9 protein-coding genes and 1 other RNA gene are annotated in these 12491 nt (G+C 42.0%); 6 read left to right on the top strand and 4 right to left on the bottom strand.

All coding sequences use genetic code 11. From position 1 onward, the window contains the following. Positions 1–4 precede the first annotated feature (4 nt). Both AB4135_RS11060 and AB4135_RS11065 read left to right on the top strand, forming a co-directional pair. Complete coding sequence (locus AB4135_RS11060; RefSeq protein ID WP_371992846.1) at positions 5–556, top strand: DNA-binding protein; 552 nt, start codon at positions 5–7, stop codon at positions 554–556. Next, positions 553–1980 carry a hypothetical protein gene (locus tag AB4135_RS11065; protein ID WP_371992848.1) on the top strand — a complete coding sequence of 476 codons (1428 nt, stop codon included), beginning with the start codon at positions 553–555 and terminating at the stop codon, positions 1978–1980. The genes AB4135_RS11060 and AB4135_RS11065 overlap by 4 nt, the downstream gene beginning before the upstream one ends. 39 nt (positions 1981–2019) lie before the next feature. Here the strand turns inward: AB4135_RS11065 and AB4135_RS11070 are convergent, their stop codons facing one another. Beyond that, the gene (locus tag AB4135_RS11070; RefSeq protein ID WP_371992850.1) at positions 2020–2490 is read right to left on the bottom strand and encodes a hypothetical protein; all 471 of its coding nucleotides are present in this window, start codon (positions 2488–2490) and stop codon (positions 2020–2022) included. 741 nt (positions 2491–3231) lie between these two features. Here AB4135_RS11070 and AB4135_RS11075 point away from each other — a divergent pair. Next, positions 3232–6567 carry a P-loop NTPase fold protein gene (locus AB4135_RS11075; RefSeq protein ID WP_371992851.1) on the top strand — a complete coding sequence of 1112 codons (3336 nt, stop codon included), beginning with the start codon at positions 3232–3234 and terminating at the stop codon, positions 6565–6567. Positions 6568–6926: 359 nt separating this feature from the next. On the opposite strand, the gene ssrA is transcribed toward AB4135_RS11075, so the two are convergent. Next, positions 6927–7282, bottom strand: a transfer-messenger RNA (tmRNA) gene (gene ssrA / locus AB4135_RS11080). A 172-nt stretch (positions 7283–7454) separates the two neighbouring features. Beyond that, on the bottom strand, positions 7455–7949 hold the full coding sequence (smpB, locus tag AB4135_RS11085; protein WP_371992853.1) for an SsrA-binding protein SmpB: 495 nt from the start codon (positions 7947–7949) through the stop codon (positions 7455–7457). A 193-nt stretch (positions 7950–8142) separates the two neighbouring features. Between smpB and AB4135_RS11090 the strand changes: the two genes are divergently transcribed. Together AB4135_RS11090 and AB4135_RS11095 are read left to right on the top strand one after the other, a co-directional pair. Further along, positions 8143–8574 (top strand): SRPBCC family protein, encoded by a 432-nt coding sequence (locus AB4135_RS11090; protein WP_371992855.1) that lies wholly within the window; start codon positions 8143–8145, stop codon positions 8572–8574. Continuing rightward, positions 8571–8903, top strand: a complete 333-nt coding sequence (locus AB4135_RS11095) for an RnfH family protein (protein WP_371992857.1) — start codon at positions 8571–8573, stop codon at positions 8901–8903. The genes AB4135_RS11090 and AB4135_RS11095 overlap by 4 nt, the downstream gene beginning before the upstream one ends. A gap of 93 nt (positions 8904–8996) precedes the next feature. Here AB4135_RS11095 and AB4135_RS11100 read toward each other — a convergent pair whose 3' ends face one another. Further along, positions 8997–9500: an outer membrane protein assembly factor BamE gene (locus AB4135_RS11100; RefSeq protein WP_371992859.1), complete on the bottom strand. Its 504-nt coding sequence runs from the start codon at positions 9498–9500 to the stop codon at positions 8997–8999. Positions 9501–10626: 1126 nt separating this feature from the next. Here AB4135_RS11100 and aceB point away from each other — a divergent pair. Next, the gene (gene aceB, locus AB4135_RS11105; protein WP_371992863.1) at positions 10627–12234 is read left to right on the top strand and encodes a malate synthase A; all 1608 of its coding nucleotides are present in this window, start codon (positions 10627–10629) and stop codon (positions 12232–12234) included. Positions 12235–12491: the final 257 nt, after the last annotated feature.

Here is a 12491-nt window from a genome sequence, read left to right on the forward strand (position 1 = left end):
AACCATGAGCCAAATAGCGTTAGACGGTGAGCTGATTAATTTGAAAAGCTGTAAGGTGCAGCTTTCAATGCAGTTAGTTGATCAAGATATGTCGGGGCAAAGCTCAAGCACGGCCAGCAGTGAACAAGGCGATAAAGCCAAAGAGCTTAAAGTCAGCGGCTTAATTCCGTTTACTGATAAGTCGCAGTTATCACGCTTATTTGAGTTAGCGATAACCAAAGACTTAACAGGCAATCGTGCCGTTTGGCGCATTGGTTCAGACTTAGCCCGTGCGGTTAAAATCAGGCAGGTAAAGTTTTTCGGCCAAATCACCGCGCCTGAACACCCAACTTTGTTGGCGTGGAACGTTAGCTTTCAACTGCGCGAATATTTAAGTATTCCCGAAGTGGCAGAGCAGCGCCAACCACAAACAGATGCCAGCACAGGGCAGAGCACCGAGCAAACCGCCAGCGTTATCCCCGCTGCAGCAATCGCTAAGGCGCCGCCCAAAGTGGCAGTGTCATCAGCTGAAAAGCTGCTATCTCTGGTTGATAGCACGATAGGGGAGCCCACATGAAATTAAGCTATCGGCTAACTGTTGGCACTGAGGTGTTAGCCATTGCGGAGCACCATGTCGTGCTTGAGCTGTCATCGGCTGGCCGCGCGGTATTTGAGGTGCAAGGCGAGGTTAAACGCGGTCAATTAGTCGCTTTTGATCTTGGCTACCATAATAAACTGCAGCGTTACTTTAGCGGCTATATCACTAAAGCGACGCCAAGTAACACGGGCATGCAGCGTATTGTGGTGCGTGAACTAGCAAGCCTATTAGCCGAGCATTGCCCGGTTAATATTCGTCATGCCACGTTTCGTCAGGTGATAACTCAACTGGCCGCAGACACAGGCCTCAGTTTTGTGATCCCCGATAACGCTGCTTACCTCGACAGCAAAGTGCCCAACTTTACCAGCCAAGGCACTGGTTACCAGTTACTGGCGAGTTTAAGCGGAGTGTTTGGTATCGATGACTGTATTTGGTATCAGCAGCCAGACGGGCAAATCTTTGTCGGCAGTTATCAAGATAGCCGCTGGCCATCTAAGCCACTGCCCATTAGTCAGGGATTCAGCAAAAGACAGTTTAGTAACAGCTGGCAGTTAATGGCCATGCCTGCAATGCGACCCGGTGCCATGGTTAACGGCCATCGAGTTAAGCAAGTCGAATTAGAAAGCGACAGCATGACCATTACATGGAGCGCAACCAAAGCTGATGAGCGCAGCGAAAAGCGCCGTATCACTAATATATTCCCAGAGTTAGCGGCTGACTATCATTTGCCTGTTTGGGGCAAAGTGATTGCACTGCCTGAGTTACCAACAGAGAAGGGCGAACGCGCCAGCGATGCATTTTATCCACGCTATGCCGTTGACGTGCAGCTGCTCGATGAGAACGGAAACGAAACCGAAGCGCCCGCACTTGAAGCAGTACCATTACCACTGCCAGGTGCAGGCAATAAAGCAGGCCGATTAGAGCCGCCGGCGATTGGTGCCATAGTTGAAATAGGCTTTGCCTATGGCCGACCTGATAAACCATTCATTCGCTGTGTATTGCCATTCGGTTGGGACTTGCCAGCAATCAAAGAGGGCGAAAGCCGCAACCAGGTACGGGACGGGGTTTATCAGCATATTGATGACAGAGGTAACTTTGAGAATAAAACCGATGAGTCGCTAACCGATATCATTGGCAAGGTAGCGGATCTTCAATGCCAGACTCGCAAGGTGACCGCCAACATAGAGCAAGACCATCGTAGTCCAAAGTCATGGTTCGGTAGTGAAAATGAAAACGTACTTAAGTTGCTATCAGAACTCATGGCCACAGTCAGTGCACTCGCCACAACCTGCGCCAGCCACAAACACGGCAGCAGCCCCACACCAAATCAAGCCGGTGACTTTAGCAGCCAAGCATCACAAGCTGATGGGCAAAAGGGCAGGCTGGATCCGATAACTAAGTAAATGAATTAAGCAAAAAATACAATTATGTCTACAGTTGTATTATTTTCCAGTCAATATGGAGTGAATCTTCTCCCATTGGTCTTCAAACTGTTCAGCCTGATGCAAAGAAAAATTAACAACCCCACTTTTATCACCGTATGGTTTTCCATGCTTTACCTCATACTTTTTATAATATTCATCTTCTATTGGCTTAAGGAGATCGTGCAGTTCATGCTGAAGCAAAATAAAATACCTTGGAGGCTGCTTTAAGTTGGAAGGCATATGTACAAATACCCATGGCCTATCACTTCTTTCTGGAATAGGGCTGCCGCCTACAACCCATTTAGGATTGCTAGTGGTTTTAACTTCGATAATTGCTGTTCTATCAGATGAGCTATTGAAAGCTATTACATCAGCACTTTTGTAGTTTCCGAATGTTACTGCAGCACTAATATTTCTGCGGTGCAACTCAGAAGCTACAGCGTATTCTCCCGACATTCCTTTGTGATACTTTTCTTGCTGTGTGCTCATAAAAGTAAATTCCGTTTTGCTATCGCGTAAGTGGATAATTATATGTGTAATACCGTTTGAAAAATTAACATCAATAGCGGCATTTGCATATTTAGTTTTAAGTCAACAAACTGAACTTGTATCGATAAACTATCACGGAATCTAAGCCACGCAGAAAGAATCACACGGAATCCGCACTCTTCCTCCCCTCCTGCGCGCTTTATATCATTTTTTTATTTCAGTTTTAGATTATTGCAGTTCATAGGCGCAGCCAGCGCCATTCCTAGGGCTTTAGCGCGATCGGAGATCTGAAATGATCGCGGTTTATTTCAGTGTTTTACAGTTCCATACAGGCGCGTTGAGAGTCTAAGTGATAGCGAAAGCCGCATTTACACTGGGTTTTCGCTAGTTTACGTGAGGTTTTCAAAGGCATTTGGAATACCAAGCAAAATCTAAAGTTCAATATAAACAATTTGTTATATTGATATAAAACTGAAAATAAAAAGCTGTAAATTCGTCGCATTGTTAATTGGTTAACTAACTTTTGGACAAAAGCTTCTTAGTGTAATCACTTAAATTAGATAAAAGCGGATAATGTTTATTATCAGAAACTCGTTTCGTGAAGTGTCCAATTTAGTTCGTGGAGAGCATATCTTTATGCACCATTGTTTAGCCCCTACCTATAGCGTGGGTAAATGCGAGCTAAGTCAATGAAAAGTCTGGTATGATATTGGTTTCATCATACGAGTTGGAGCTTGTAGAATGGGTAATATTCGTCAATATCAAAGTGAGAAGCCAGAAAAGGTTGATTCGTTTGTAGGTAAAGGTCATTTTACTGTTGCTAAGGCAATTTCTAACGTCATATTGAACGATTCTTCACAACACATTATCGGCGTGGAAGGAAGCCTAGGCGCAGGTAAATCGACTGTAATTGAAATGGTCAGAGAAACCATTGAAGCTCACAATTGTCACATGGTGACATTTGATGCCGATCGTTATCATTCAAATTTAAAGTCAGCTTTAATTAAAACCATTGAGACCGAACTCTCCACTATGGTCGGTAGTAACAGTACAAGTAAGCGTAAATTGACACAGGCTGTCGAGGTCGCCCTTGGAAAACGGTTGCAATACACTAAGGATACCAACAGTCATATTTCGTTGCTTGCTATATCTTTCATGTTCTCTCTTGGTGTGTCGGCGTTCCAAATAAAAACAGCTATAACCTATATTCTTTCTGAGTTGAGCAGGATTAATTCAGATAAGTCAGTGGGAGAAGTCTCATCATCAATTGGGGCCTCTGATTCATTAGCTGGGATCGTATCTATTCTACTCACTTTAAGCCCTGCAATCGCTTACGGAATTTTAAAACTCTTGAAAAGCGATGTTTCTTTAGGTGATCTTGTAAAACGTAATAGCAAAGATACCATTAGTGAAACAATCGACATTACTCGAGACGTTGGAGCAATGGAACTTAAAGAGGCATTCGACACTTTCACTGCACTTATTCCGGAAAATGAAACTCTGATTTTAGTCATTGATAACATTGATCGAGTCACACCTGATATTGCCCGAGAATTATGGAGTGATATCGAAATTCTGGCGTCTTTCGGCAATCCTAAGTTTCGAGTGCTCTTACCCTATTCAGAAGAACACTTAGCAAAAGCATTAGATGGTGAAGATTTAAATGCCGGAAAAGAGTATATCTCTAAGCGAATCCCCATCCCATTTACAGCCCCCCCAATTGTGTCGACGGGCTGGCGTGATCAGTTTGAAATATATTGGAACGAAACCCTGCCTGATATGACCGGCTGCGAAGGTGTTAAAGAGCTTATTGATGTATGGCGTAGCAAGATAACACCACGATACCTCAAGAGCCTTATAAACCGTATCGCGACAAAAGTGGATTCATGCCCAGAACTTAACTCAGATCTTGATGGCATATCATGTGCTGTTTACTTAATGGGTCACAAAGATAACGGTATAAGTTTAGAAGAACTGGTAAGCAAACCTAACATTAGTGACCATAGATATTATGATGAAGTCACTTCGAGTCATAGGATTTTACTTAAGTATGTCGGTCGTGAAGAACTTTGGGCTAAACGTCTAGCCGCCTTACACTTCCAAACAACATTTGATATTGCGGAAAGTGAGTTGATCTCCGAGCCAATTAGAGCTGCATTTTCTGCGCATGATACAAAGCGTTTAGTTGAATTGGAACCACTGCTCGGATTTAATCTGTTTGTGAATAAACAAATAGAGCAATCTGATCCTACCGACCTAATTAAGATTGCAGCGAAACTGGCAAATGAAAATAGTGGTTTAGCTCTATTGGAGAAGACTCTTCCGTCAATTAACCATGAGATAGTAACGAACCTACATAACAAGGATGAGTTTGATGGGGAGCTGGTTGATAGTTATCTGACTCTTCAAAAAGCGAATGTAGGCATCGAGTATTTCGCTATTAAAGCGTTACAAAATACCTGGGAGTCCTCGATAGAGCATTTGTTTTCTCAGTTACCTCCTCTACTAGATAAATCTAAGCAGAGCGAGTTCTTATCTTCAGAGCAAGAGTTGGTTTCTCACATTGAGCAATGCTACTCGTATTTTGAAGTTACTGGCAACACACCAAGATTTATCGATAAACTAACGCCTGAATTCTTTGTCCTAGCATTGTATTCGGCTAAAAAGAAGCTCAAGAAATGGAGTATGGAGGAACTATTATCCGATATAGATTCTTCATCTGTTGTGAAATTAGCCTGCCGTCGTCACATGGCACTAAACGATGATTATTCGCTTTTGGATATGATAAGACCAACCTTAAAGATTGGTAAGTTACGCAAGTTAACAAACCAAGATTTCATCTCCGGATTAGACATTGCCACTCAAGATATTGATATTTGCCTTAGCTTAGCCCCGTTTACAGATGAATGGCATGATCCAAGATCTGAACCTTTTGCCTTGAAGCTTATTAATCATTATGGAAAAAACACTTGGGAAAATAGATGGGAAAACGAAACTGACCAAGCACAATATCTGGCACTTACCACAGCAGCTATCATTAAAAGTTATAGTACACTGACGACTAATATCACTGTTCAAGTAGGGCCACAATCGAACCAGCGTCAAAATCAGCAAGTGGTCGTTTGGCTAGCTAAAGAACTAAGTACAATCCCTAGCTTCACCACATACTTAACCGATTATCTCGTATTTTGTTCAGTTAAAAATCTGATGGCCTGGAGTCAACACAGTTCAATGACAGAACACCTTATTACTAATCTAGGTGAACTACTCGATAAAAAGCGTATTCAGGAACTCAACATTGCTGAATTCGTAAATGGAGGTTATGTATTCCTAAAAGAGAACCTTAATCATCCACCGGCGAAGCAAATAATACATTGGTTGGATGGCTGGAGCAGTTATTCAAAAAAACCCGAAAGTTGGGACGATGTGTTAGTCAATGACATTTTGGAATTCAGACCTGACGGGTTTATCGAAACACTCTATAAACATTTTGAAGACGAATTAAGTGATTCTGAGCGGTTGGACAGAAGTATTCGATTGCCTAGTACCGTTGCGACGCTTGTACTACAAGATATGGTGAAACAAAAATATGTTTTGAAAAACCAGGACCCGGCATATTCCTGTTTAAAAGGCGTAATGGAATGTGACGATAACTTTGATATCGAATTCATCAGACTATTGTCTAACTTTATCAGCGGTCATAAAAAATCCGGTCTAGCACGCTTACTTAATTCTAGTTTACTTAAGTCGACCACGCCAAAGGATTGGCAATACAGGGCCATTACTTATTTCGGTGAACGGTTCACCTTACCAAAACTACTAGATGTTAATATAACGAAAGAAGCTGTAGACCTACTTCACCATGCATTATCAGACAACAACAAAGTGGTTATTGATTGGTTGTTGGGTCAGTCGTTTGGCTCTGGCGGCTGGAATTTGCAGAACCAAAATGAAGCATCCTTACTTGAACTAAAGAATGCCTTTTTTGAGAACCAACATTATGAGGATAGTCAGCTCTTTAAAAAGTTGGGAGCATTAATAAATGATAGCGACAGTTCACTACAGTCTGTGGGCTAAGTTAAATGACCCGTATAGTGATGAAGTATCTCTACGGGTCATTTATTATCAACAACAATTAACGATTAGGTAATCTGTAGTCAATGGGACAATTTGGCCACAAAGTTAAAGTTCTAGGCATAAGGAAAAGTAAGTCTAATTGTGGAAGTTGAAATCACGTTTAATTCTGCTCTGTCTCATTTTGGGGCAAAAACGAGTCACGCCCCTAACCCATTACTGGACAAGTTCGCGCTGGTAGATTTAAGCGGATTCTGCAATAAATTATTCCGTGCCTGAAAGTATTTATATTTTCGGTGGGCATTTTGTGGACATTCAGATGTGACAAAGGGTTAGCCTTTCGGCTAACCCTTTGTTTTAATTGGTGGAGGCGGCGGGGCTCGAACCCGCGTCCAAAAAGCCTACATCCAAGGCGCTACATGCTTAGTCTCTCTTTTGGTTAACCTTGCAAGCTCCGAAAGACAGGATATTACAAGGCGAGTTCAGTACTGTTTCGCGGTTCACCCCTGAACGTGGTTCCCTCGCTATCAAATGTAAAGGTGACCATCTATATACTCTGCCCATTTGATAAACGTGAGCTAGATGGCTAGCGAGCCTAAGCTGCTAGAGAGTAGTTATCGTCGTTTGCAACTATAACAGTGCGGCTTTTTACGAGGCCAACCGCCCCTCGGCATGCTCCCAGGGTTTCGAGAATCTTGTCGAATCCAGAATCGCCCCCAAGTACAATATGATTGTAACGCGTCATATCTTGTTTTAACAAGCATAAAAGCCGCATTCACAACCGATTGTTCGTTATCTACCCGTTATCGCTTAACTTTGAAGCGATAACAGGTAACAACACTGATTTCAAATGGAGAACACCACTTATTGAAATCAGTTAAAACTGAATATTACTGCTGAACCGCTTTTTTCATGGTTCGAGCTTTTTCAATCTGCCATTCGCGATCTTTAGTATCGTCACGCTTATCGTGTTCTTTTTTACCTTTACCGAGACCAATTTCGATCTTTACCCATGCGCCTTTCTGCCAGTACATCGAGATAGGCACAATAGAGTAGCCTTTACGATCGACTAATCCTTGCAACTTATCTAACTCTTTGCGTTTGAGCAGAAGTTTACGTGAGCGCATTGGGTCACATACTACATGGGTGGATGCGGTATTCAGTGGTGCTATGGTACAACCAAAGAGAAAAGCTTCGCCATCTCTCATAAATACATAGCTTTCAGACAAGTTGACCTTGCCCATACGAATAGACTTAACTTCCCAACCCATCAGGGATAGGCCGGCTTCCATCTTCTCTTCAAACTTATAGTCGAATGTCGCGCGTTTATTACGTGCGATAGAAGCGGAACTGTTCTTTGAATTTTTTGCGTTTTTCTTAGCCATAGGCAAGCTATTATACGCAGGCACGACGGATTTGGAATTGGCCAAACCGAAATATTCGCTTATTTGTGACTTCCTTGAAGCGTTTGTCTGCTTTTTGAGCACTCAATAACAGCGATGTGCGGCAAAGATGCGTTTTTTTGTGGTCATGTTAAAATCCAACTATTGAATTTATATTTTTGAGTATCAACTTTAAATGCCGCAGATTTCCCGCAATGTATTGGTTCGTTTTAGTGCGATGCAGATGTATGACTTAGTCAATGATGTCGAATCTTATAAAGAGTTCTTGCCTGGTTGTGTGGGTGGCAAAGTATTAGAGTTTGATGGCGAGACCATGGTGGCCTCAGTTGATGTTGCCAAGGCGGGGATCAGTAAGACATTTACTACCCGTAATAAAGTGGTCGCCGGTAAAAGTATAAAACTGCAGTTAGAAAATGGTCCATTTAAAGAGTTAGTCGGAGAGTGGACCTTTACTGAGTTAACTGAAGACGCCTGTAAAGTTGATTTCGAACTTAACTTTGAGTTCTCAAGCCCAATCGCGGACTTGGCTTTTGGTAAAGTGTTTAAGGAGTTAATGACGTCGATGGTGACGGCGTTTACCAGCAGAGCAAAGGTTATTTACAAATGAGTACTGAACAAGGACAGTTCACTGTCGAAATTATCTACGCGCTGCCACACCAACAAAAGTTGATTAAAGTGAATATTGCGCCTGGTACAAGTTGCATCGAAGCGGTCAAGCAAAGTGATATGCAGCGTTATTTCCCTGAAATTGATCTTGAGACCGTTAAGTTAGGTATTTTTAGTCGTTCGGTAAAACATTCAGAAGTGCTTAAGCCGGGACAACGGGTTGAGATCTACCGGCCATTGATTGCCGATCCTAAAGATGTACGTCGTAAGCGTGCAGAAAAAGCTAAAGATGAAGGCAGAGTCAATAAAATCACTGGCGCTAAGCTTTAAAGAAAGCGACACGCTATTTTTAGGTTAAAAAAATGCGAGTTCCCAAAAGGAGCTCGCATTATTGTTTCTGCGCTGTGACTATGGGGGACGAGATTAATCTTTGTCTTCGTCTCTTTCCGATAGTGATTCAGGCTGAGTTTGTTTCTCTTCAACTAAAGGATTTGCTTGCGGGCGCTGCTCTGGGATCAAAGGATCATCTTCAGGCGTATTTAACTCCGGCAACTTACTTTCTTCAAGTGGAGTATTAAATTCTTCACTTAAATCATAATCACCTGTAACAGTAACGAGTTTGTCGCCATCGAAGTTAATAATCAGTTCTTTGTGGATGATGCTAGCATCACGGCCGCTCTTGTAGTGATAGACAAAATACCAAGTATCGTCTGAAAAGCTATCACGCAGTACAGGTCGACCTAATACGTATTCAACCTGCTCTTTAGTCATATCGATGCGCAGCTTTTCTACCTGCTGCTTTTCCATATAGTTACCTTGTGGGATGTCTGGCTTATAGATTAACCAGTCAAAAACACCACAACCACTAAGTGAAAGTGTGAGCGCAGCAGCGCCCAAAAGGGTAATACTTCTTTTTTTAATTGTCATTGAGTGCGCTACTTCATAAAAATCTGTCGGTCATAATACCCAAGCAATCCCCTATCTGACAAGGGCTATTGTCGCAGAGTATGCTCAGGTTGTTGATTTATACTGTTCCTCAGTTTTAACACGGAGGCTACATTAAGCTGTTTATATGGAGTCATAAACCGTTAAATAGTTCATTGTTATGAGGCTTTTTCTTGGTATCCGTTGATAATCGGTAGATTTTGGTTGGTCCGCGTGAAGCCAATTAATAACTACTTTTTAGTGGCTTATGTAAAGGTCGGCATTATTTCAGCCTAGCAGCAGTAACTTTTGCTGGGTGATTAAGGCTTGCAGTACTTATCTACTTTTTTGCTCTATAGCTTATATGGCGTGTGTGGATAAGGGCTGAGTGCTTTATTGGCTTAATCACCATTTAGCAGCTCAGAACTGAGTAATTTGGCTGCTTATTGGTATTATTTCAAAAAAAATTCATGTAAAACCAATATTTATTGTGATGTTAGTCACAATACATCTAGAGTTTAGTCTCCTATGTTTTATATATCCCCAATTACTTTTACGTAAACGTTAACTTAAAACGCTTATTTGATTTTTGTTTTGTTGGCATGTTGCTTAACTAATTGGTAATCAATGATTTATTTAGCTAACGCTCAAGTTAGTTGTAAACGAGATGTACTCATAGACTGATTGTTTTTGCCTACTGTTACTGTATTTATAATATTACACTCGGTAATTTAATTACGGATTAGAATTCAGCTCAAGCGTCTTGGTCAATTTGTCTTACAAGAGCTTGAACTTGTATTTAAATGAGTGTTGGTTTTTATTTATCTATCTGTTTTTAAATCATTTTATCTTGTTTCTGGTTGTCTTTTACTGCTTGTTTTAGCGTTTTTACTTGTTAGTCATTGATTACTGAAGCGGCTTGCAGAGCTTGCATCGTTGCGGTTTTGTCGTTAGTTTTTTGTTGCAAATAACCACATCTTGCTCGAGACACGATGAGTCGTGCGTTTAGATCCTATACCTAGAGTAGGAGTAAGTGCATAGGGTAAAGAGAGCTGGTTTTAATCATTTGACAAATAGCAACTACTGGCAATACGGTTTGGAGAATAGGTTTATGACAGATCAAATAACAATGGATAACGGTATTACAGCAGACGAGATTGTTATCAATGCTGATCCTGTCAAAGGGCAAGAAACGGTATTAACAGAAGGCGCACTGAGTTTATTAAAAACCTTATGTAAGCATTTCGCTGCTGATGTGCCGACCTTGCTGGCAAACAGAAAGGTTAAACAAGCTTTAATCGATAACGGACAGTTACCTGACTTTCTGCCACAAACAAAGTCATTGCGTGAGAAAGAGTGGCAAATTAGAGGGATCCCCAGCGACCTGCAAGATAGGCGTGTTGAGATCACGGGTCCTGTCGATCGCAAAATGGTGATCAATGCACTCAATGCCAATGTAAAAGTATTTATGGCTGACTTTGAAGATTCTCTCGCGCCGAGTTGGGAGAAGATTGTTGCTGGGCAAATCAATTTACGTGACGCAGTTGCAGGTGATATCTGTTATACCGCTGCTGAAACTGGTAAGTCATACACCTTAGATGAAGATCCTGCAGTACTTATTTGCCGAGTCAGGGGGCTGCATATGCTAGAAAAGCATGTCAGTTTTGCAGCGCACCCGATCCCTGCCAGTTTATTTGATTTCTGTATCTATTTTTATAATAACTATCGCCAGCTATTGAACAAGGGCAGCGGCCCTTACTTCTATATCCCTAAACTAGAAAGCCATCTTGAAGCGCGGTGGTGGGCGAAGGTATTTGCTTTTGTTGAGGAGCGTTTTTGCCTGCAACCTGGCACCATCAAATGTACTTGTTTGATTGAGACTTTACCTGCTGTTTTTGAGATGGATGAGATCCTATTTGAACTTCGCTCAAATATCGTGGCGCTGAACTGTGGACGTTGGGATTACATTTTTAGTTATATTAAAACGCTGAATAACCATAGTGACCGCATATTGCCAGACAGGCAGTCTGTCACTATGGACTCGCCTTTCCTTAGCGCTTATTCACGCTTATTGGTTAAAACTTGTCATAAACGTGGCGCGTTAGCGATGGGAGGAATGGCGGCATTCATTCCTTCTAAGGATGCAACTGAAAACCAGCAGATTTTAGATAAAGTACGTCAAGACAAACAGCTTGAAGCGCGCAATGGCCATGATGGTACTTGGGTTGCTCATCCGGGGTTGGCTGATACCGCAATGGAGATCTTCAATGAATATATTGGCCAAGATCATGTCAATCAGCTGCATATTACCCGTGATGTGGATGCTCCCATTTTAGCCCATGAATTGTTAGCTGCTTGTGATGGTGAGCGCACCGAAATAGGTATGCGTCGCAATATTCGTATTGCCCTGCAATACACTGAGGCTTGGATCAACGGAAATGGCTGTGTGCCAATCTATGGGTTGATGGAAGATGCGGCTACTGCCGAAATTGCCAGAACCTCTATTTGGCAATGGATTAAGCATTCACAGTACTTATCCAACGGCGTGTTAGTGACTAAAGCACTGTTTAAAGAGATGTTAGTACAAGAGCTTGCACAGGTAAAAGAGGAGGTCGGCGGCGAAAGGTTTACTCATGGTCGTTTTACCGAAGCTGCAGTTATTGTTGAGCAAATAATTACTGCAGATGAGTTAGTGGATTTTATTACTCAACCTGGTTACGAGTTGCTTGTAAGCTAGCCCAGTATTTGGGCTATAGATGTTCAATCTGAATGAGTTTGTGTTGGTATTAGAGTTTTAGTTTTGGCTGTTTTTTGCAGCTTGTGTCCCCCGCGGAGTATTCCTACGTGCTACGCGGGTTTTTAATTAAATAGTGCTCTCTTAAGTAAGGAGATGGCTACTACGCTTGTGATTGGCGGCTCTTCGGAGTCGCATTTTTTTGCCTAAATTTTGCTGCGCTAAAGTTAGGATGATAGTCATACCAATTCCATTAAAGA

Origin of the sequence: Shewanella sp. 10N.286.54.B9 (assembly GCF_041468565.1) — a bacterium.
Taxonomy (GTDB): domain Bacteria; phylum Pseudomonadota; class Gammaproteobacteria; order Enterobacterales; family Shewanellaceae; genus Shewanella.

Coding starts and splice junctions, on each gene's coding strand:
- smpB (WP_371992853.1), bottom strand. CDS start 7,949: ATGGCTAAGAAAAACGCAAAAAATTCAAAGAACAGTTCCGCTTCTATC.
- AB4135_RS11095 (WP_371992857.1), top strand. CDS start 8,571: ATGAGTACTGAACAAGGACAGTTCACTGTCGAAATTATCTACGCGCTG.
- aceB (WP_371992863.1), top strand. CDS start 10,627: ATGGATAACGGTATTACAGCAGACGAGATTGTTATCAATGCTGATCCT.
- AB4135_RS11060 (WP_371992846.1), top strand. CDS start 5: ATGAGCCAAATAGCGTTAGACGGTGAGCTGATTAATTTGAAAAGCTGT.
- AB4135_RS11070 (WP_371992850.1), bottom strand. CDS start 2,490: ATGAGCACACAGCAAGAAAAGTATCACAAAGGAATGTCGGGAGAATAC.
- AB4135_RS11090 (WP_371992855.1), top strand. CDS start 8,143: ATGCCGCAGATTTCCCGCAATGTATTGGTTCGTTTTAGTGCGATGCAG.
- AB4135_RS11100 (WP_371992859.1), bottom strand. CDS start 9,500: ATGACAATTAAAAAAAGAAGTATTACCCTTTTGGGCGCTGCTGCGCTC.
- AB4135_RS11075 (WP_371992851.1), top strand. CDS start 3,232: ATGGGTAATATTCGTCAATATCAAAGTGAGAAGCCAGAAAAGGTTGAT.
- AB4135_RS11065 (WP_371992848.1), top strand. CDS start 553: ATGAAATTAAGCTATCGGCTAACTGTTGGCACTGAGGTGTTAGCCATT.